The organism is Ruegeria sp. BB9, from assembly GCF_056539345.1.
In genome coordinates this window covers 652,391-672,946 of the sequence record NZ_JBQFUU010000001.1, presented here as the reverse complement: position 1 = coordinate 672,946, position 20,556 = coordinate 652,391, and the positions used below count along the sequence as shown (strand labels likewise).

General features: G+C 61.4%; 20 protein-coding genes. 12 read left to right on the top strand and 8 right to left on the bottom strand.

Annotation, left to right across the window (positions count from 1 at the left end; all coding sequences use genetic code 11):
• Positions 1 to 9: 9 nt before the first annotated feature.
• From ACR0FC_RS03360 to ACR0FC_RS03350, 3 genes are read right to left on the bottom strand one after another with little or no spacing between them, the layout of a single operon-like run.
• A complete protein-coding gene (locus tag ACR0FC_RS03360; protein WP_170338191.1) occupies positions 10 to 282 on the bottom strand; it encodes a hypothetical protein in 273 nt (90 codons plus the stop codon).
• The gene (locus tag ACR0FC_RS03355) at positions 269 to 3,061 is read right to left on the bottom strand and encodes a [protein-PII] uridylyltransferase family protein (RefSeq protein WP_170338189.1); all 2,793 of its coding nucleotides are present in this window, start codon (positions 3,059 to 3,061) and stop codon (positions 269 to 271) included. The genes ACR0FC_RS03360 and ACR0FC_RS03355 overlap by 14 nt, the downstream gene beginning before the upstream one ends.
• Before the next feature lie 13 nt (positions 3,062 to 3,074).
• Positions 3,075 to 3,464, bottom strand: coding sequence for a nuclear transport factor 2 family protein (locus ACR0FC_RS03350; RefSeq protein WP_170338187.1), 390 nt, complete (start codon positions 3,462 to 3,464; stop codon positions 3,075 to 3,077).
• 141 nt (positions 3,465 to 3,605) lie between these two features.
• Here ACR0FC_RS03350 and ACR0FC_RS03345 point away from each other — a divergent pair, with 141 nt between their 5' ends.
• From ACR0FC_RS03345 to ACR0FC_RS03330, 4 genes are all read left to right on the top strand, one after another.
• The gene (locus ACR0FC_RS03345; protein ID WP_170338185.1) at positions 3,606 to 4,025 is read left to right on the top strand and encodes a DUF2852 domain-containing protein; all 420 of its coding nucleotides are present in this window, start codon (positions 3,606 to 3,608) and stop codon (positions 4,023 to 4,025) included.
• A 66-nt stretch (positions 4,026 to 4,091) separates the two neighbouring features.
• Positions 4,092 to 4,523, top strand: a complete 432-nt coding sequence (locus ACR0FC_RS03340) for an RDD family protein (protein WP_093962341.1) — start codon at positions 4,092 to 4,094, stop codon at positions 4,521 to 4,523.
• A 74-nt stretch (positions 4,524 to 4,597) separates the two neighbouring features.
• Entirely contained in the window at positions 4,598 to 5,422 is an 825-nt protein-coding gene (locus ACR0FC_RS03335) for an arginyltransferase (protein ID WP_170338183.1), read from the top strand.
• Positions 5,423 to 5,428: 6 nt separating this feature from the next.
• Positions 5,429 to 5,818 carry a VOC family protein gene (locus ACR0FC_RS03330; protein WP_170338181.1) on the top strand — a complete coding sequence of 130 codons (390 nt, stop codon included), beginning with the start codon at positions 5,429 to 5,431 and terminating at the stop codon, positions 5,816 to 5,818.
• Between the two features lie 74 nt (positions 5,819 to 5,892).
• On the opposite strand, the gene ACR0FC_RS03325 is transcribed toward ACR0FC_RS03330, so the two are convergent.
• The 3 genes from ACR0FC_RS03325 to ACR0FC_RS03315 form a co-directional block, all read right to left on the bottom strand.
• Complete coding sequence (locus ACR0FC_RS03325; protein WP_170338179.1) at positions 5,893 to 8,247, bottom strand: TRAP transporter large permease subunit; 2,355 nt, start codon at positions 8,245 to 8,247, stop codon at positions 5,893 to 5,895.
• A 17-nt stretch (positions 8,248 to 8,264) separates the two neighbouring features.
• Positions 8,265 to 9,191 carry a TRAP transporter small permease subunit gene (locus tag ACR0FC_RS03320; protein ID WP_170338177.1) on the bottom strand — a complete coding sequence of 309 codons (927 nt, stop codon included), beginning with the start codon at positions 9,189 to 9,191 and terminating at the stop codon, positions 8,265 to 8,267.
• Positions 9,192 to 9,315: 124 nt separating this feature from the next.
• Positions 9,316 to 10,398 carry a TRAP transporter substrate-binding protein gene (locus ACR0FC_RS03315; RefSeq protein WP_170338175.1) on the bottom strand — a complete coding sequence of 361 codons (1,083 nt, stop codon included), beginning with the start codon at positions 10,396 to 10,398 and terminating at the stop codon, positions 9,316 to 9,318.
• Between the two features lie 247 nt (positions 10,399 to 10,645).
• Here ACR0FC_RS03315 and ACR0FC_RS03310 point away from each other — a divergent pair, with 247 nt between their 5' ends.
• Together ACR0FC_RS03310 and ACR0FC_RS03305 are read left to right on the top strand one after the other, a co-directional pair.
• Complete coding sequence (locus tag ACR0FC_RS03310; protein WP_170338173.1) at positions 10,646 to 12,079, top strand: cache domain-containing protein; 1,434 nt, start codon at positions 10,646 to 10,648, stop codon at positions 12,077 to 12,079.
• Positions 12,079 to 12,723 (top strand): response regulator transcription factor, encoded by a 645-nt coding sequence (locus ACR0FC_RS03305; protein ID WP_170338171.1) that lies wholly within the window; start codon positions 12,079 to 12,081, stop codon positions 12,721 to 12,723. The genes ACR0FC_RS03310 and ACR0FC_RS03305 overlap by 1 nt, the downstream gene beginning before the upstream one ends.
• 30 nt (positions 12,724 to 12,753) lie before the next feature.
• Here ACR0FC_RS03305 and ACR0FC_RS03300 read toward each other — a convergent pair whose 3' ends face one another.
• Positions 12,754 to 13,128, bottom strand: coding sequence for a bleomycin resistance protein (locus ACR0FC_RS03300; RefSeq protein WP_170338169.1), 375 nt, complete (start codon positions 13,126 to 13,128; stop codon positions 12,754 to 12,756).
• A 44-nt stretch (positions 13,129 to 13,172) separates the two neighbouring features.
• Positions 13,173 to 14,018 carry a HalD/BesD family halogenase gene (locus tag ACR0FC_RS03295; RefSeq protein WP_170338167.1) on the bottom strand — a complete coding sequence of 282 codons (846 nt, stop codon included), beginning with the start codon at positions 14,016 to 14,018 and terminating at the stop codon, positions 13,173 to 13,175.
• Positions 14,019 to 14,436: 418 nt separating this feature from the next.
• Here ACR0FC_RS03295 and ACR0FC_RS03290 point away from each other — a divergent pair, with 418 nt between their 5' ends.
• From ACR0FC_RS03290 to ACR0FC_RS03265, 6 genes are all read left to right on the top strand, one after another.
• Positions 14,437 to 16,188, top strand: coding sequence for an acetolactate synthase 3 large subunit (locus tag ACR0FC_RS03290; RefSeq protein WP_170338165.1), 1,752 nt, complete (start codon positions 14,437 to 14,439; stop codon positions 16,186 to 16,188).
• Between the two features lie 64 nt (positions 16,189 to 16,252).
• Positions 16,253 to 17,509, top strand: a complete 1,257-nt coding sequence (locus tag ACR0FC_RS03285; protein ID WP_170338164.1) for a glycosyltransferase family 87 protein — start codon at positions 16,253 to 16,255, stop codon at positions 17,507 to 17,509.
• Complete coding sequence (ilvN, locus tag ACR0FC_RS03280; RefSeq protein ID WP_093962354.1) at positions 17,506 to 18,066, top strand: acetolactate synthase small subunit; 561 nt, start codon at positions 17,506 to 17,508, stop codon at positions 18,064 to 18,066. Before ACR0FC_RS03285 ends, ilvN begins: the two co-directional genes overlap by 4 nt.
• Positions 18,067 to 18,344: 278 nt before the next feature.
• On the top strand, positions 18,345 to 19,061 hold the full coding sequence (locus ACR0FC_RS03275) for a helix-turn-helix domain-containing protein (RefSeq protein ID WP_254432897.1): 717 nt from the start codon (positions 18,345 to 18,347) through the stop codon (positions 19,059 to 19,061).
• A 111-nt stretch (positions 19,062 to 19,172) separates the two neighbouring features.
• Positions 19,173 to 20,330, top strand: a complete 1,158-nt coding sequence (locus ACR0FC_RS03270) for an aromatic ring-hydroxylating oxygenase subunit alpha (RefSeq protein ID WP_170338162.1) — start codon at positions 19,173 to 19,175, stop codon at positions 20,328 to 20,330.
• The gene (locus tag ACR0FC_RS03265) at positions 20,327 to 20,548 is read left to right on the top strand and encodes a hypothetical protein (protein ID WP_170338161.1); all 222 of its coding nucleotides are present in this window, start codon (positions 20,327 to 20,329) and stop codon (positions 20,546 to 20,548) included. Before ACR0FC_RS03270 ends, ACR0FC_RS03265 begins: the two co-directional genes overlap by 4 nt.
• Positions 20,549 to 20,556: the final 8 nt, after the last annotated feature.

Here is a 20,556-nt window from a genome sequence, read left to right as displayed (position 1 = left end):
GGCGATCCGTCAGCGTTGGCGCGCCCGCCAACCGCCGCGCCGGCGCGGAGTCTGCGCGGTGTCCAGCCCTTCGCGCAGAACCTGTGTCATGGGGTGGTCGGCATCCTGTGCGGCATAGGCGGCGTGCAGCACGGTCAGCGCCTGTTTCTGGTCGCGCCCCTCCGGCAGGCTGAGCGCCCAATCCAGAAAGATGCTGCGGCACTCGGGCAGCGTGATTCCGTCGATGCGATAGGCCTCGCGGATCAGGCCCTTGGGGTCGTTCGGGTCGTCACTGCGCGCCATCCGCACTCTCCTCGATCACCGCGCCGATCACTTCGGCTGCGGCGGCATAGCTGTCCTGCAAGGCGGACTGTAACTGTTCGACCTGCTCGAACCCGGTCGCCCGGCACAGAAAGGCCGTGCCCCCCTGCCCGATCTTGTCGGCCTCGATCACCTTGCCAGACAGTAGCCGCGCCGCGCATTGCACCGACCAGCATAGGTCATATGCGTCCTTCAACACCTGCGCCTGAGCGACATCCAAAAGACCCGCAGCGACCGCTCCGTCCAAGCCCGAGTCGACGTCGCGCTGTGGCGCTCCGGACAACAGTGCGCCGGTTTCGGCCATCAGTTCGATATCCAGCAGACGGCCGGGGCCGTTCTTGACATCCCAGACACCGGCGGGAGATTTCGCGGCCGCGAGGCGTGCGCGCATGTCGGACACTTCGCGCAGGGCCTGATCCTTGTCGCGCGGGCGAGACAGGAACTGCATTCGGAAAGCTTCGAAATCGTCTGCCAGATCCGTGTTGCCTGCAACTGCACGCGCGCGGGTCAAGGCCAGATGCTCCCAAACCCAGGCTTCCTCCTGTTGGTAATGAGTGAAGCTGGCCCAGCTTGTGGCGACTGGCCCCTGATTGCCGGACGGCCGCAGTCGCATGTCGACCTCGTACAATCGTCCCTGCGCCATCGGTGCCGACAGGGCGGTAATCAGCGCCTGTGTAAAGCGCGCATAGTAGGTGCGCGTGGCCAGTGGCTTGGGGCCGTCGGACATGTCCACCGCTTGCGGGTCGTAGATCACTATCATGTCCAGATCGGATTGCGAGTTCAGCCGAGCGGCCCCCAACGATCCCATGCCCAGCACCACAGCGCCACGCCCTGGGGGGAAGCCGTGCTTCTGCGAAAACTGCCGCTCTACGCAGGGTAAGATCGCGGCGATGACAACCTGCGCGAGGTCCGCGTATTGCCGCCCCGCCTGCAACCCGTCGATCAGACCGCGCAGGTGGTGCACACCGATACGGAAATGCCATTCCTTGCACCAGCGCCGCGCCAGATCCAGCTGCGTTTCATAGTCCGACTCAGCCGCCAACGCGTGGGACAGTTCAGCCTGCAAGGCGGACTGACCGGGCCAATCGGCAAAGAAGCTGCCACCGATCACCGCGTCGAACACCTGGGCATTGCGCGACAGGTGCGCGGCCAGTGCATGCGAGGTTCCGACGATGTCGACCAGCAGGTCGATCAGATGCGGGTTGGCTTCGAACAGCGAAAACAGCTGCACACCAGCGGGCAATCCGGCCAGAAACCCATCCAGCGCCAGCAGCGCCTCGTCGGGACGGGCGGTCTTGGCCAGCCGGGCCAGCAATTCGGGTTTGAGCCGCTCGAAAATGCGCGCGCCCCGTTGCGAACGCAGCGCGGGATAGGTTGTCCACCGGGCCAGAACGCCGGCGTCGAACTCGACCGGGGGCGCTGCGGTCGGCGCGGGGCCGGCGCCGGGCGCGAAAAAGCCCTCGGTCAGCTCGTGCACCTCGGTCAGGCGGCGTGTCAGATCGGCTGTCAGGTCGGCGCTGGTGGTGCCCATCAGGCAGGCGATGCGCTCGATCCCGTCGGACGACTGCGGCACCTTGTGGGTCTGCGCGTCATGCACCATCTGGATGCGGTGCTCGACCTCGCGATGTGCGCGGTAATGGTCGGTCAACTTGTCGGCCACGTCCTGCGGTACCCAGTCCTTGGCTGCCAGCGCGGCCAGTCCCGGCACCGTGCCGCGCACGCGCAGGTCGGGGTCGCGGCCCCCGGCAATCAACTGCCGCGTCTGGGTAAAGAACTCGATTTCGCGAATGCCGCCCTGCCCCAGCTTCATGTCATGGCCGGGGATCGTCAGAGCCCCCCCGGTGCCCTTGTTCTCGCGGATGCGCAGGCGCATGTCGTGAGCGTCCTGGATGGCGGCGAAATCCAGATGGCGGCGCCAGACAAAGGGCCGCAGGGTTTCCAGAAACCGCTGCCCGGCGGCGATGTCGCCGGCGCAAGGGCGGGCCTTGATATAGGCGGCACGCTCCCATGTGCGGCCCAGGCTTTCGTAATAGCGCTCGGCCGCCTCGGTCGCCATGCAGACGGGAGTAACCGCAGGATCGGGGCGCAGGCGCAGATCGGTGCGGAACACGTACCCATCGGCCGTCTTGTCACTGAGCGTGGCGCAGAAATTGCGCGTGGCCCGCACCATGCCCTGCCGCGCCTCATAGAAATCATCCGGATCGTACCGGGTTTCGTCGAACAGCACGATCAGGTCGATATCCGAGCTGTAGTTCAGTTCGTGCGCGCCCATCTTGCCCATCGCCAGGATCACCATCCCGGCGGCGGTCTCGACGTCGTCTTCGGTCATGCCGGGCAGCTTCTTGCGCCGGATCAGCGCCGCGATCTCTGCCTTGGTAGCGATGTCGACGGCAAGCGCCGCAAAGTCGGTCAGTGCCGTCGTGACTTGCTCGAGGTTCCAGGCTCCGGACAGGTCGGCCAGGGCCGTCAGCAAGGCAAGCCGATGCTTGGCCTGCCTCAGGCCCGGTTTCAACTGGTCAGGAGCCAACGCGCGCGCGTCCTCCATGATCTGCGCAAGGGCGTGCTGTGGCCGATCCAGCGCCGGGGCCAGCCAATTGCGCTCACGGTCGATCAGGCTCTTGAGGTACGGGCTGCTGCCTGCGGCACCGGTCACCAGTTCGGACTGATCAGCGGTCAGATCCGGCACTGCGGCGCAGGCCTCTCGCCCCAGTTCGGGATCGTAGGGACGCGGGGCGCGGCGGATGGTGAAAATGTCGGTCATGGGCGAATTCCGGTCAGTTAACGTCGACCAGAGTGTCCTGGCTGAAGGTATTGATCCAGCCATCATCCCGGCGTTCCCACAACGAAGAGATCAGCATCGCCTCGCGCGCGGACGCACCGGGCCGCCGATAGTCCGCCCGGTAGGACAACAGGACGATATCCGCGGTCAGAACGCGCAGTTGCGCCGCGCTCAACTCATATGACTCCATGGTCGGGCTGTCTGCGAACTGACCCACATGATCCTCGCGATTGGCGAAACCGGATGGGTAGACGCCCAGAAAATCGGCGCTCAGCAACGCCCGGTCCGCCTGCGCATCACCCTCGACCAAAGCGGTCCAGACCTGCTGCTCCAGGTTCAGGATTTCTTCAAGTGTCGGGGCGGGCTTGTCGTTGTGCGTGTTCATGCCCGCACGTTGCGCAGGATCAGAACCGTCGTCAACCGGGCCCCTAAATGTAAATCTTTTTCACATCGCCCCTTGCATCCGGGCCGGGCCACCCCATCTAGATCAATGTGAACACAATTTACATCAACCTGGAGAGCCCAAATGACCGCATTGTCCGAACACGCCGTCCCCCGCAACCCGGGATGGTTGCACCGTGCAGAGGCCTGGCTTGACGACAAGGGCAAAGGCGCCTGGATCGCTGCCATGGTCCTTGGTTTCATCTTCTTCTGGCCCGTCGGCCTGGCCCTTCTGGCCTATATGATCTGGAGCAAACGCATGTTCAGCAAATCCTGCAGCCGCCGCCATTCCTGGCACAGTCACATGAGCGCGATGAAGCCCTCGGGCAACAGTGCGTTCGACGCCTACAAGGCCGACACGCTGGCCCGCCTGGAACGGGAACAACAGGATTTCGAAGCCTTCCTGCACCGCCTGCGCGAAGCCAAGGACAAGGCCGAGTTCGACCAGTTCATGAACGAACGCGCTCAGGAGAATACGGCGGACGACAAGGACGAAACCGCCTAATACCCTACCGCCCTGCCCCTCTCTGTGGGACAGGGCAAACCTCAACAACCGACCGGAAATTCCTTCATGTCTCATCTGCCCGACCCGGATCGTCAGCCGGACTTCTACAAATCCGTGGCGATCAAACGCTTCTTCGCGTGGCTGTTCGATATCGCCTTCATTTCGCTGCTGTGTACGGTTGCCATTCTGCTGACCTTCGGCATGGGCCTGTTCGTCATCGCGCTGATCTATGCGGTCGTCAGTTTCATCTACCGTGTCGTCACCATCGCAAACGGGTCTGCCACGCTGGGCATGCGCTTTATGGGGATCGAGCTGCGCGACGCGTTTGGCGAACGCATGGATACCGGCAAGGCAGTCGCACATACAGCCGGATACTTTGTCAGCATGGCGTTTCCGATCCTGCAGATCATCTCGGTGATCATGATGCTGACCAGTGCCCGCAACCAGGGCCTGACCGATGCATTCCTCGGCACCGTGATGCTGAACCAGCGCGCCTGACACGGCCCGTTTCTGGGACTTGGCGACCCCAGAAACGGTTGCTATCATCGACCCCGAGGAAACACGGGGCCTTCATGCGACACACGCTGCCGATTGCGCCGCAGTTCTATGTGACTGCACCACAGCCCTGCCCTTATCTTGAGGGCAGGATCGAGCGTAAGCTGTTCACCGCCCTGCAGGGCGAAGGCGCGGATCAGCTGAACAACTCTCTGTCGCAGCAGGGTTTTCGCCGGTCTCAAAACGTCCTGTACAGGCCCTCCTGCACCGATTGTGCGGCCTGCCTGTCGGCCCGGATCGACGTCTCGGCCTTTTCTCCGACCAAAAGCCAGAAACGCGCGGCGCGGCGCAATGCGCATCTTCAGCGACGCGCGACCTCGCCTTGGGCCACCGACGACCAGTACGAACTGTTTCGGCGGTACCTGGACACCCGGCACGCCGATGGCGGCATGGCGGATATGGACGTGTTCGAATTCGCCGCGATGATCGAAGAGACTCCGATCCGCAGCCGCGTCGTTGAATATGCCGACCCCAAAACCGGAAACCTGATCGCCGTCAGCCTGACCGATGTTCTGGATGACGGGCTGAGCATGGTCTATTCGTTCTATGACCCGAACCAGCCGCAAAGCTCGCTGGGAACCTATATGATCCTCGATCATATCGACATCGCGCGCGAGGCCGGACTGCCCTATGTTTATCTGGGCTATTGGGTCCCCGGCAGCCCCAAGATGGGCTACAAGGTGAAATTCGCAGGGCTCGAGGTCTATGTGAAAGGCGGGTGGCAGCGTGTGGACGTTCCGGAGGCGTTCACCGATTCAACGCATCACCCGCTTTCGACCGCTCCGATTGCCGAGCAGGTCGCGAATATCCAACTTCCCGATCGCCACCCCACCAAAGGTTGAATTCTGATGCAGCAAGGTTTGCACGCCGTCACCCTGGTGGTGCCGGACTATGATGACGCGATCGCGTTCTACACCGAGACGCTTCGGTTCCGGCTGACCCAGGACATCGATCTTGGCGAAGGCAAACGATGGGTTTTGGTTGCGCCCCCAGGCAGCGATGGGGCTGCTCTGCTGTTGGCCAAGGCTGACGGAGACAGCCAACGGGCCGCAATCGGTAATCAGACCGGTGGTCGTGTCGGGTTTTTCCTCAGAACCGATGATTTCGCCCGCGATCACGCAGACATGCTGGCCAACGGGGTCCGGTTCGAGGAAGAGCCACGCGACGAACCCTATGGCATCGTTGCCGTCTGGCAGGATCCGTTCGGGAACCGTTGGGACCTGATCCAGTTCACCTGACAACCGGCGTCAGCTGGGACCAAAGCAAAGGGGGCCTCGCGGCCCCCTTTTCAATTTGATAACGCCATCACCGATCAGTTCGGGATCAGGTCCGGCACGATGGTCACGATCGACGGGAAGAACCACAGGATTCCGATGCCCACCACCTGGATCAGCACGAAGGGGATGATTCCGCGATAGATATGGCCCGTCGTCACCTCTTTGGGCGCCACGCCGCGCAGATAGAAAAGCGCGAAGCCAAATGGCGGCGTCAAGAACGAGGTCTGCAGGTTCACCGCCACCATGATCGTCACCCATTTCGGGTCGAACGACCCGCCATAGATCACCGGACCCACGATCGGGATCACGATGTAGATGATCTCGAGGAAGTCCAGCACAAAGCCCAGGATGAACAGCACCAACATCACGATCAGGAAGACCGTGAACTCGTTGTCAAAGCTTTTGAGGAACTGCTGGATATAGTGTTCGCCGCCGAACGAGATCACCACCAGGTTTAGCAGCTGCGAGCCGATCAGGATGGTGAAGACCATCGAGGTCACCTTGGCGGTTTCCCGCACCACCGGAGTCAGAACACCGCTGGTGAACAGCACCCAGCACGCGAACAGCAGCCCGAACAGCGCGTACAGATACGCGGCGTAGGCCAGGATGAACGCGATCCAGCTTTCCACGGTCACGCCACCCTGGTTGACGCGCAGATCGAAGTTCACGCCCATCAACAGGCAGATGACGACCGCGAAGGTCGACCAGATGATCACCTTTCCGGATCGCCCCTGATCCTGCAGCTTGCGATAGGCCGCCAGCATGATAGCGCCGCCTGCCCCCAGCGCCGCAGCCGGCGTCGGGTTGGTCACACCACCCAGGATCGAGCCTAGAACCGCGATGATCAGAACCAGCGGCGGGAAAACCACGCGGATCAGATCATTGGTGGCACAGCGCGCCGCCGCGGCTTTGCAGCCATACATGGCCAGCGCGAACGGCACTGCCAACAGCAGGAACGTGGCCCCCGACGAGGTGGTCGGCGCGATCAGCAGCACATCGACCAGCAGCATCAAGACAAGCCCGATCCCCCCCACGATCAACGGCTGCGGCGATTGCGACGGCGCAATGCCCCGGCCCATCACCAGCGTCAGACCCAGCAGCACGACAATCACCGCAACACCGGTGCCGATCGGAGCCGCGGCGGCGATCTTGGCTTCACGCGCTGCGGCCAGTTCTTCCTCGCTCAGTCGCTGCGACTCGGACACTCCGCCGGCAGCGTCGATGGCTTCCTGCTCGGCCACGGCCATGTCCCAGGCCTCCTGACCATGCAGTTCGATCATCGAGGCCTTGCACTCTTCGGACACGTTGGTGCGCAGCGTGGCTGCCTCACCGATATCCGAGAAGCCCGAAACCGTGATATTTTGGCTGCCGATGGCGCCCAGGTTGCCCAGCAGCACCGCGCCCACGATCAGAGCGACAGGGGCACCCAGAAGCCAGGTCAGGCCTTCCGAGCGGGTGATCGGCTCGCCGCTGCCGCCTGACAGTTCGACCGCAGGTGCCTTGTGCGGGTTGAGTAGCGCGTAGCCAAAGGCATAAAGCGCATAGAGCAGCGCCAGCATGATCCCCGGCAGCAGCGCCGCCTGGAACAGCGTACCAACCGAAACCACGGCCGGCTCGCCCAGATAGGTCAGCGCGTCGGTACAGCCCGCTTCGACCGCGCGAGTCTCCTGCGCCGTCGAATACAGGTCACCCGCCAGCGTGCCCAGCAGAACGATCACGATCGAGGGCGGAATGATCTGCCCCAGCGTGCCCGAGGCCGCGATCACACCCGTCGCCAGCTCTGGCGAGTAGTTGTTGCGCAGCATGGTCGGCAGGGCCAGCAGGCCCATCGTCACCACGGTCGCGCCCACGATACCGGTCGAGGCCGCAAGGAATGCCCCCACAACCACGATCGACACCGCCAGACCGCCCGGCAACGGGCCAAAGACGCGCGCCATCGTGGTCAGCAGATCGTTGGCGATTTTCGAGCGTTCCAGCGTGATGCCCATCAGCACGAACATCAGCACCGCCAGCAGAGTCTCGATCGACTGACCGGCCAGAACCCGTTCGTTGATACGGTTCACGATGAAGGACACGTTGCGGTCCAACGCGGTTTCCCAACCCTGAACAAAGACCGGCTCGGCGATCCTTGGCAGGTCCGGGTATCGGAACACGGATATCACATCGGGTTTCACACCCGAATTCACGATGTCCCGATAGGCTTGCGAGCTTGTGTCGATCGCCTGGTGGATCAGCAACCCGGCGCTGTCCAGCGCGGCGATGATCCCGAAAGAGATGATACCGGCCCCGCCGATGGCAAACGCCACCGGAAAGCCGCTGAGAATCCCGCCAAACAGGCAGAGGAATACGATAATGAGGCCTATCTCGACGCCATCAAGTCCGAATAGCATTGTCTTGGTCTCCGTCCTTAATGTGTGCCTTCGTAGGCTTCTTCACCCTCACCAAGGCTGTCCTTGTCGAGGTATTTTCCAGCGCTTTCCGGGCCTTCGACATATTCGAGATAGGACCGGTAGAAGAACGCGATCGCGTGCAGGAACACCATCGCGGCAAAGGCCACAAGCAGGATCTTGAACAGGAAGTAGGCATTGAAGCCGTTGGGGCTGAAGCCGATGGTTTCGACGTTCCAACGCAGCGCGCGGGATTTCATCACCAGCCGGTCCAGCGTGTCGCTGGCCGAGGGCTTCGGCACGATCAGGTGACGCCACATGAAGTACCAGCCATACATCCAGGTCAGCACGGCGATGGGCATCATGAAAAGGATCGAGCCCAGCATGTCGACCACACGCTTGGCCCGGTGTGAAATGCCGGCATAAACGAGGTCCACGCGGACGTGGCCGCCCTGCACGAAGGTGTAGGTGCAGCACAGGCAGACGACGAGCGCGTTGTACAGCTTCAGCTCTTCGGCGTACCAGCTGATATCCATCTGGAACGGGATACCCAGACCAAACGCCATGTCAGGCCGCGCGAACACGCGCTGCATGAATACGATGACGATTTGCTGGATCACCATCAGCAGGCCCGCCCAGGCAAAGAAACGCCCGGTCGTGTTGGCGAACCCTTCCAGAACGCGCACCATGCCCCACATGAAGCCACGGAAGTAAAGCCCGATCGCGGTCAGCACGAGGAAGATCGTGAAGACCACGAAAAAGAACTCGACCGACCCGCCGTAGTAGACAAAGCGCATGATTGCTTCTTTGTCCGACCAGTTCAGCCACAGCTGCGGATGCGTGATGGCGTATCCGAAATTATAAAAGGCTTCGGCGATGCTCTGAACGAACCAGACCAGTCCGTTCCACAGGGCGCCGAAGAACGAGATACCGTTTTCGTCCTGCATAATGTCCCCAGGTCCCGTTGGTTGCGACGCTGATTATAGCGGAAAACCGTGCGATCCGCGCATCTGCAACAGGAACGGTTTCCCCGCACGTGGCGGGGAAACCGTTTGATTGCTAGACGGCCAGTTAGCCTAGAACGCGGTCGCGCTGCGCGGTGTAGACGCCCGACGACATGTTCAGCCACGACGACGAGGCTTTCATCGATGCCATCGCGCTGTCGTGGATCTTCTTGAACAGCTCGTCGCTCATGTTCTCGGCCAGAACTTCCTGGCTGGCTTGTCCGAAGGCATCCCAGACACTGTCGGGGAATTCCATGACCTTTACGCCACCGGCCTGCAGACGCTGCAGCGCCGCGCCGTTGTTGGCCAGGAACTGTGCCAGGTTCCACTGGTGCGCTTCGCCGGCAGCGATTTCGATGATCTTCTGGTGCGCCGGCGAGAGGCTTTCGAACACGTCGCGGTTGGTGGCCAGCGACAGGCCTGCGCCCGGCTCGTGGAAACCGGCGGTGTAGTAGATCTTGGTGATCTCCTGGAAACCAGCCTTTTCGTCGGCCCAGGGACCGATCCACTCGGTGCCGTCGATGGCACCCGAGGACAGCGCCTGGTACACTTCCGAACCCGGAATGTTCTGAACCGATGCGCCCAGTTTGCCCAGAGCCTTGCCGCCCAGACCCGGCATACGGAACTTCAGGCCGTTGAAGTCTTCGGGGCTGTTGATCTCTTTCGAGTACCAGCCGCCGGCCTGCGCACCGGTGTTGCCTGCCAGGAACGATTTCAGGCCGAAGATCTGGCCCAGTTCGTCATGCAGCTCCATGCCGCCATCGAAATAGTACCAGTTCACCAGTTCCTGCGCGGTCATGCCGAACGGAACGGCCGTGAAGAACGCGTAGCCCGGGTGCTGACCGACAAAGTAATAGTCAGCGGCGTGATACATGTCAGCCTGACCCGACGAGACGGCGTCGAACACTTCGAACGCACCCACCAGCTCGCCCGCGGCCTTGATGTCAACGGTCAGGTTGCCGTCGGACATTGCGGTGATGCTGTCGGCGCAACGCTGCGCGCTGTCGAACACGCCAGCCAGACCGCGGCCCCACGAGGTAACCATGGTCAGCGTGCGCTTGCCCTGCGCATAGGCGGGTGCCGCCAGTGCGGTTGCCGCTGCGGCCGAGCCGCCCAGTGCCGACGTCTTTAGAAACTTACGACGATCCATAAGAGTAATCCTCCCCTTCATAGTCACGACTCGGGCAGCGCCCGAGCCAGTCGTTTACGGTAGCGTCACCCTAATGAAGGCCGTTTGAAAAGGAATACCTATTACTACGTAGATCAGATGGTTTTTTCTGCGGAACGCTCAATTGAGGGGCTCATTTTGACCCGCAAACCGCCAGTCCTGGGCGTTTCGAACACCGGAATGCCCAATCTCTTTGCAATTTCACCCCCGCTTGCGTATCGATTCGACCATGGGGAAACTCCGCGCTCTGCTTTCACTGACCTACGCTCAGAAGCTGTCGCTGGTGGCGGCCATTCCGCTGGTCGTGGCCGTGGCCGCGATCGCGGTCATGGTGGCCTACGAATCCCGCGCGACGGCTGAACGCGAGATCAAGGCGTTGGAGCGTCGGCTGATCGAGGCCAAGAAGGAAGAGCTGCGCAATTACGTGACACAGGCCCGAAACGGGTTCGCTTATATCTACGGACGCGCGTCTCCGGATGACAAGGTCGCCCAGAATCTGGTGACCCAGATCCTGTCGGCGATGATTTACGGAAAGGACGGGTTCTTCTTCGTATATGATTATGACGGCAACAACCTTGTCAGCCCGCGCCAGACCGAGTTCATCAATCAGAACTGGGAGGGCCTGACGGACAGCGAGGGTGTTCCGGTGGTCGACGAGTTCATCCGCCTGGCCCGGCAGGGTGCCGGATGGCACAGTTTCATGTGGCAGAAGCCCTCGACCGGGGAAGAGGCGATGATGATCGCCTATGTCGTCGGCCTGCAGGATTGGCGCTGGGCCGTGGGCACTGGTGTATTCATCGACGACATCGTGGCCACCGTTGCAAATGCCCGCGCCGAGGTCGAAGCGCGGGTGCAACGCACGTTCCTGTACATCGGCGGCATCGTTCTGGCGGCGGTTCTGATCGTCTTCGCCTCGGGGATGCTGTTGAACATCCGCGAACGCCGGCTCGCGGATGCCAAGCTGAAAGAACTGACCAAGCGGGTCATCGACGCGCAGGAAGAAGAGCGCGGCCGGGTGGCGCGTGAGCTGCATGACGGGATCAGCCAGATCCTGGTCGGGGTGCGCTATGCGCTGGACAATGCCCGGCGGCGCTTGTCCAAGGGCGATCATGATGGCGCACGTGCGCCGCTGGACAAGGGCATCGACAACCTGGGCACCGCGATTACCGAAGTGCGCCGCATCAGTCGCGATCTGCGGCCCGGCGTTCTGGATGACTTGGGACTTGGCCCGGCCCTGAAGGCGCTGACCGACGATTTCCGCGAACGGACCGGGATCGAGACCGAGTTCTCGACGGTCGTGTTCCGCAATCGTCTGGACCAGGACAGCAAGATCGCCCTTTACCGTATCGCGCAAGAGGCGCTGACGAATATCGAACGCCATTCTGGCGCATCCCGCGTCACGATCGACCTGCGCGGCCACAAGAAGGGCGCGACCATGCGCATCACCGACAACGGCCGTGGCCTTCGATCACGACCGGGCCGGGTCAGCACCGGGATCGGGCTGCGCAACATGCAAGAGCGCATAGAACAGCTTGACGGGTCCCTGCGTATCCTGTCATCACGCGGCGCACAAAGTGGTACAGTGATCGAAGTCAGCCTGCCGCTGAGCCACCTGTTGCCGCCGCAGGAAGACGCGACACCCAAAGGAAAGGCCGGTTCCTGATGACCGAAACGATCCGAGTCCTTATCGTCGACGATCACCCCATGGTCGCCGAGGGCATCCAGTCGATCCTCGAGAGCTTTGACGACATCAAGGTCGTCGGCACGTTGGGCAATGGCCGTGACGCGGTTGATCAGGCCGCGCGCCTGCAGCCCGATGTCATCCTGATGGATCTGAACATGCCGGGGCTCGGGGGGCTCAGCGCCACTGAACTGATCCTCGAACGGTTGCCCGACACCCGCATTCTCATTCTGTCGATGCATGACAGCCCGGAATACATCTCGACCGCATTGAGCCATGGGGCCAAGGGCTACGTTCTCAAGGATGTGCCGACGGACGAAATCAAGCAGGCCATAGACGCGGTCATGCGTGGAGAGCGCTATTTGTGCACCGGGGCGATCGGATCGCTGGAACCGAAAGAGGATGCGGCGCGCGAAGCGCTCACCGGGCGTGAACAGACGATCCTTCTGGAATTGGCGCAGGGCAAGTCGAACAAGGAAGTCGCGCTGGCGCTGGATATCTCGGTTCGCACGGTCGAAACCCATCGCAAAAACATCAAGCGCAAGCTGGGCATCTCATCAACTGCCGGTCTGACCCGATACGCGCTGGAACATGGCGTTTTGCAAGGAACCGGCGTGGCCTTCTGACGGCCGCGCCATCAGCGCAGCTTCCGCGCTTTAGCGGATTCCCTCGCCGAAAAAGACCAGCGTGCCGTCCTCATCCAGAACGTGAAACTCTCGCTGTTGATATGGCTGATCGAATGGCGCACGAACCCGCCCTTCGGGTAGATCTTCGAGTTTGGGACGCAGGCTTTCATACAAGTCGTCTATATCCTCGACATCGATATAGAAGGATTGCTCGTGACCCAGCGGCAGGCCATCCGCGCGCGGCGGGCATTCCAGCAGGCGAATTGCAACCGGGCCAAGCCTGAGAAAAGCATAGTTGTCTTGCGTGAACCCACACGCGAAACCCAGACGATCGCAGTAGAATGCAATTTGCCGGCTCAGCGAGGAACACAGGACAAAAGGGGTCAGCTGAAGAATACGTGGCACCTTGCACTCCCTGGCAGGATCTGACTGCTCCACCCTAGCACGGGTCAGTCCAGAAGCTCATCGTTTCGCAACCCCTCCCTGTCGTGATGACACGGCAGCACACGGCCATAGAGCTGCCGGGTACGCTCGACCCCGCCACACATACCTTCGGCCTCGACAAAGGAGAATATCCCCACGTAGCGCGGCCGTGCACCCGACACCGGCGCCACGCGATGCAAGGAATAGCGCCCCCGAAAGATCTGCAGATCACCGGGATTGAGCTCCAACTGGCGTACCATTTCCATATTGCCGTCTAGAACCGAGGCCACCTTGTCAAAGTTCTCCTCCTCGGCGGTGCGCAGGTTCGGCGCGTATTCAAAGGCGCCGCCATGCTCGCCATTCTGGATCGCCAGAGTAACCGTGTAGTTGTTCGTGTCGAAATGCCACGGAAAGCCCTGCCCCTCTTCGACCACGTTGATGATCACATCCGCCAATGGATCATCGTAGCGAAAGAACTGATCCGCGGGTTCATTCAACGCTTCGCGCATGAAGGGCAGAAATCCTTCGAACTCGTAGATTCTGCGCAAGGGACCGGTAGACGGGAAATTGTCGGCCGGAACAAAGGCGTTCGACCGGTCATAGAACCGGCGGATCGGGTGGGCGATACCAAAGCGGGGATCGTCCTTGGTGAAATAGGCGTTGGTCCGGTTGAAACTGCGATGCGCGCTCGGCGCGACGGCTTCGGCTTCGGTCAGCAACTGGCTCAACCCGTCTTCGTGAACAAATCCGGGCAAAACTGCGCAACCATCTTTGTCGAGGTCACGACGAATGTCATCGATCAACCGATCATAGGCCGCCGAATTCGGACGATCTATCGGATAGCGCCCTAGGTCCACCAGATCCACCAGCATGCCGTCCTCCCTGACTTGTTCGCAGCTCCAGCCTGACCCAGCCCGGACCCCGCATCATGCCCGTTTCAGACATCGCTCTGACGCATTCTGACCTCTACCACCGCTGGGAACTCGGCAAAACTCGGCCAGTATTTCCGGAAATTTCTCGACATGCGGCAATCTGCGCAACAAAATGTCGCAAAATTCGACATCAGAGTCAGGAAATTGGCCAGATTGCCTGTTGACGCCCCTTCGCGCCGCCCATAATGTCTGCTCCACGCAAAAAGGAGCCTCTGGCGATGAGAACGCTAGTCGTAATCGTAGGAACCATGCGCATGGGCCGGTAACGGTAAGCCATAATCGAACCCATGCGCCTCCGAAACTTCGGGGGCTTTTTTTTGTCAAACGCAAGACACATGTCGCGAACGGAGCAAAGCAGATGACACGTGAGATGACCGGCGCAAAGATGGTGGTCCAGGCCCTCAAGGATCAGGGCGTGGACACGGTATTCGGATACCCCGGCGGCGCCGTGCTACCGATCTATGACGAGATCTTTCTGCAAAATGACATCCGTCACATCCTGGTGCGGCATGAACAAGGCGCGATACATGCGGCCGAGGGTTACGCTCGTTCAACCGGCAAACCCGGTGTTGCACTGGTGACCTCGGGGCCCGGCGCGACCAACGCGGTGACCGGCCTGACCGACGCGCTGATGGATTCGATACCGATCGTGGTTCTGACCGGACAGGTGCCGACTTTCATGATCGGCTCGGACGCGTTCCAAGAGGCGGACACGGTGGGCATCACCCGACCCTGCACCAAGCACAATTGGCTGGTCAAGGACACCAACTCGCTGGCGGAAACCATGCACGAGGCGTTTCACGTCGCCACCGCGGGTCGTCCCGGTCCTGTGCTGATCGACATCCCCAAGGACGTCCAGTTTGCCACCGGCAAATACACCGCGCCGAAACCCTCGACCTCGCATTATCAACCGGCACTCAAGGGCGACATCGAAGAGATCACCGAACTGGTCGCCGCCATCGAAACCGCCAAGCGACCCGTGTTCTACACCGGAGGCGGCGTGATCAACTCAGGCCCCGCTGCCAGCCAACTGCTGCGCGAGCTGGTCGACGCTACCGGGTTCCCCATCACGTCGACCCTGATGGGCCTGGGCGCCTACCCCGCATCGGGCAAGAACTGGATCGGAATGCTGGGCATGCACGGCCTGTACGAGGCGAACATGGCCATGCATGACTGTGATCTGATGATCAATGTCGGCGCCCGGTTCGACGATCGGATTACGGGGCGTATCGACGCCTTCTCGCCCAAGTCGAAGAAGGCACATATCGACATCGACCCGTCCTCGATCAACAAGGTGATCCGGGTGGACATCCCCATCGTGGGGGACGTGGCGCATGTTCTGGAAGATGTGCTGAAAGTCTGGAAGGCGCGTGGCCGCAAAACCAACACCGAAGCGATTGCCAAGTGGCAATCCCAGATCTCGGACTGGCGCAAGGTCAACTGCCTTGCCTACACCAACAGCGAAAAGGCGATCAAACCCCAATACGCGCTGGAACGGCTCGAAGCGCTCACCAAGGATCACGATCGCTATGTCTGTACCGAGGTGGGCCAGCACCAGATGTGGGCCGCGCAGTTCCTTGGGTTCGAAGACCCCAACCGCTGGATGACCTCGGGCGGGCTGGGCACCATGGGCTATGGCTTCCCGGCTTCGATCGGTGTGCAGATGGCACACCCGGACGCGCTGGTGATCAACGTCGCAGGTGAGGCCAGCTGGCTGATGAACATGCAGGAGATGGGCACCGCAGTCCAATACCGCCTGCCGGTGAAGCAGTTCATCCTGAACAACGAACGCCTGGGCATGGTGCGCCAGTGGCAGGAACTGCTGCATGGCGAACGCTATTCGCATTCCTGGTCCGAGGCCCTGCCCGATTTCGTCAAGCTGGCAGAGGCCTTCGGGGCCAAGGGGATCATCTGCAAAGACCCCGCCGATCTGGATGACGCGATCATGGAGATGATCAATTATGACGGTCCGGTGATCTTTGACTGCCTCGTCGAAAAGCACGAGAACTGCTTCCCCATGATCCCGTCGGGCAAGGCCCATAACGAGATGCTGCTGGGCGAGGCTGAAACGAAGGGTGTCATTCAGGCTGGCGGCGCGGTGCTGGTTTGATATTGCTTGCGGACACAGGGCCAAACTGTTGGCCCTGATGGACGCGCACAGGACAGGACGGAATATGCCCGGCATCCCCACTCAGACAACTCCACGCGAGAACCTGCAGATTTTTGCGGGGCGTCGCGGCTGGCAGTTGGGCATTCTTGTCCCGGCGCTGGTGCTTGGGGTCTTTGTCATCTGGCTCGGCCTCAGCTGGAGCGAGATCGCGGCCAATGGCAGCGCCGGCTTTCCGATCGACTTTCGGGTCTTTTGGGCCGCTGGGCGTCTGGCCCATCTGGGTGAGCCTCTGTCGGCCTTCAGTGTCGACAGCCTGACCGCCATGCACAACGTCATCAAGGAAGATGACTGGATGCCCTGGTCTTACCCGCCGGCGTTTCTTGCAACGCTGCAACCCTTGGGCGCCCTTCCCTTCCCCATTGCCTGGCTGGTCTTCTCGATCGCGTCGATCGTTGCGATGATATTCGCAGCCCGGCCGTTCGCGGAAGGCATCACACCGGTCTGGTTTGCGTTTGCGCTGCCGCCCGCGATACTGCCGACCCTGTTCATGGGGCAGACCGCTGCCCTGTGGATGGCCGGTTTGCTGGCGGCGCTTGCGGCGCTCAAGAACCAACGTTTGGTCCTTGCCGGCTTTTTCATCGGCCTTCTGACCCTCAAACCTCAGCTGGGCATCCTGATCCCCTTTGCTTTGCTGGCGTGCCGGGCGTGGCCGACCATCATTTCGGCCGGCGTCACGACCCTGGTTATCTCGGGATTGGCGACCGCGCTCTACGGTCCGGAATACTGGCTGGAAATGCGCAACATGATGGCGGTCCACTTTTCGGTGGTGCGTGAAACCATCGTCGAAAACAATCTAATGCTCAGCCCCTATTCGACGCTCGCCAGTTTTGGGCTACCCGAGCCTGTCGCCTTGGCTGTTCAGTGGACGATCACAGCCTGCGCGGCCATCATGGTCACGATCACTTGGCGCAGCCCCCGCATCGGTTTTGACCTGCGTGCCGCTGTGCTTGCGCTGGCGGTCATGCTGTCCACCCCATACCTGTGGTTCTACGAATCTGCCCTGATCGCCGCTGCGGGACTATTCCTCTTGCGCGCAGGTGTATTGACGAACAGCCCATGGGGCCTGGCGCTGGCCGGAGCGATGTGGTTGGGTGCCGCCCCCGCTTTCTTCGCCTTTCTGTTCCGCGGCGAAGCCGACATCTCGATCCGCCTGCTTTTTGCACCGCTTTTGTATCTTTCCTGTCTGGTCTGCATCGGCGCCGTTGTTCAACGGCTGCGGGCGCCAGACTATTCCTCTGCCAACGATGAGGTCTTCCAATGACTGCACTCAAGATCCGAAAAGGTTCCACCCGCCACTCGGCCTACAACCTGCGCCCGACCTTCTCGGACGTGCAGGAACGCCACACGATCGCTGTTCTGGTCGAAAACGAACCGGGGGTTCTAGCCCGGGTCATCGGGCTGTTCTCGGGGCGCGGCTACAACATTGAAAGCCTGACCGTGGCCGAGGTCGATCACACCGGACACCTCAGCCGAATCACGATCGTCACCACCGGTACACCGCAGGTGATCGAGCAGATCAAGGCTCAGCTGGGCCGCATTGTCCCGGTGCATGACGTGCATGACCTGACTGTCGAAGGCCCCTCAGTCGAGCGAGAACTGGCGATCATCAAGGTCGTTGGCGAAGGCGACAAGCGGGTCGAGGCGTTGCGTCTTGCAGACATTTTCCGGGCCAATGTCGTGGACAGCACGTTGAACTCGTTCATCTTCGAAATTACCGGCGCGCCGGACAAGATTGATGCATTTGCCGATCTGATGCGCCCGCTGGGCTCTGTCGAGGTTGCACGGACAGGCGTCGCGGCCCTGCTGCGCGGCAACTGATTTTCCGCGAACCCATCAAAACGCCCCGTCGCCCTTGTCGACGGGGCGTTTTGCGTTTTCGGATCGATTTCCGCAGGTACATAACTGAGCAATCACAAGAAAAAGACCATACAAATGGGCTTAATGCCTATTGCGTTCGCGCCTGAGCGCGTTACGCTTGACCAAGAACATGCAACCCGCGTGTTCCATGGGGTCAATTTTACGATTTCTTGACTGGCGACCGGCCTTTCTGGCCCTTCCGGTCGTGTTTCCCAAACCTTTGCAAACCAGAGTGAGACATGGCCGTAGACACTCGCACGCCCGCCGAGCTGCGCAGCATGCTGGGGGCGAATCTCAGGCAACTTGCCGACCGCTATCCTTCGGTCGCCGAGCTGTGCAGACAGCTGGGCGTCAACCGCACGCAGTTCAACCGGTATCTTTCTGGCGAGAGTTTTCCACGCCCAGACGTTCTGGACCGGATCTGCCGGTTCTTTGACGTGGATGCCCGCATTCTGCTGAAACCGCTTGAGGAAATCCCCGCGCCCCGGCGCTGTGACCTGCCTGAAAGCGTGGTCCAGTTCCTTCGGCCCGGACTGTCAGCCTTGACCGAGGACGCGTTTCCAAGCGGCGTCTATCTTGTGACGCAACATGGCGGCGAAGACGATCCACGCGCCCATCATTGGCTGGTTCAAACCCGGCACCTGCATCAGTGTGCTGTCCTGCGCGGCTTCCTGCCGCCGGCCATGGCAGGCACGCGTTCCGCCACGGGTCGTGAGCTTCGTGGCTTCGCCGCCTGCGCCGGGCCCAATATCTACGCAGTGTTGTCGCGCGAGGCTGGTCGTGACAGCAAGACGATCGTGATCCGCAAAGACATGACCGATGGCAACGGCGTATGGATCGGTTCGTGCATGGAGCACTCTGCGGCTACTCCGCACATCTACAGATTGGAAATCCGCCATCTGGGCCACGACTTCCGGGCAACGCTGGGGGCAGCGCGGCTGGCGCGCCGGACATAGGAAACCGCTTAAAATCCCGTGCATGTCGTTGTGAGAAAAGCCGGAGTCGCGGAAGTGTAAGCGAGGGCTGGTCCCGGATGCCTAGGCTGGTGGTGAAGCGAGGAGAACCAGATGGCCAGCACCCCAACCGATCTGTCGGCTGTTCGTCAGAGCATTGAAACCGCTCTGGGCCTGCCCAATGCACATTATACGGACCCTGCCCTGCACGCCGAAGAAACTCGGGCCCTGCTGCTGGCTGGCTGGGCCGGTTTCGCGGTAACCGCCGATGTCCCCGAGCCCGGGGACGCGGTTCCGCTGGAGTTCATGGGTATTCCGCTCCTGCTGCTGCGTGACCGTTCCGGTACGGTCCGTGTGTTTCAGAATATCTGCCGTCACCGCGGCATGATCCTGGTCGAAGAGCCCCGCAAGATCGAAGGCGCCATTCGCTGCCCCTATCACAGCTGGTGCTATTCCACCGAAGGCCGGCTGGTCGCCACGCCGCATGTGGGCGGTCCGGGCCAGAACGCACATGACGCGGTCAGCAAATCGGAACTTGGCCTGATCGAGGTGCGCAGCCATATCTGGCGCGACGTGGTGTGGATCAACGTCTCGGGCGACGCGCCAGCCTTCGTGGATGCCAACGCCAGGCTGATCGAGCGGTGGGCCGAGTTCGACAAACCGCTGTACCACGGCGGCCCGGAAAGTTCCTTTCGGTTGGACGTCAATTGCAACTGGAAGCTCGCGGTCGAGAACTACTGCGAAAGCTATCACCTACCGTGGGTGCATCCCGGGTTGAACAGTTACTCGCGGCTTGAGGATCACTATCACATCCAGGAGCCCAGCCTTTATTCAGGTCAGGGAACCTTGGTCTATCGGCAACTGAAAACTGAGGACGGTCGGGTTTTTCCCGATTTCGAAGGTCTCAGCGAGAAATGGGACACCGCAGCCGAGTACATTGCCGCCTTCCCTAACGTGCTACTGGGCGTGCACCGGGACCACGCCTTCGCCATCATTCTGCGGCCCGAGGCCCAGAACCGGACCTCGGAGCACATCCACCTGTTCTATTCGGCGCCGGATACCGATGCGGATCTGCGCGCCCGCAATGCCGAGCAGTGGAAAGTGGTCTTTGAAGAGGATGTGTTCGTCGTCGAAGGGATGCAGCGTGGCCGCGCGGCGCCGGGGTTTGACGGCGGACATTTCTCGCCGGCGATGGACGGGCCGACCCATCTGTTCCACGACTGGGTGGCGCAGCGTCTGATGGCACATCGCACCGAACTGGCCGCTGAATGACCGACCTGCACACCCGCCTTCTGCAGGCGCATGCGGCGTGTGACATCGCGGCTTTGGCTGAATTGTACGAACTGGCCGCCGCCAGCCAGCAGGACGACGACGCCCGGAGCTTTTTTCTGACCCACGCCTATGTCCATGCGCTTGAAGCCAACATGCCCGGCGCGGGACGTCTGCGTCAGATGCTGGTCGACATGGGCCGCGAAGTGCCCGATTCCTGACCCCGAGA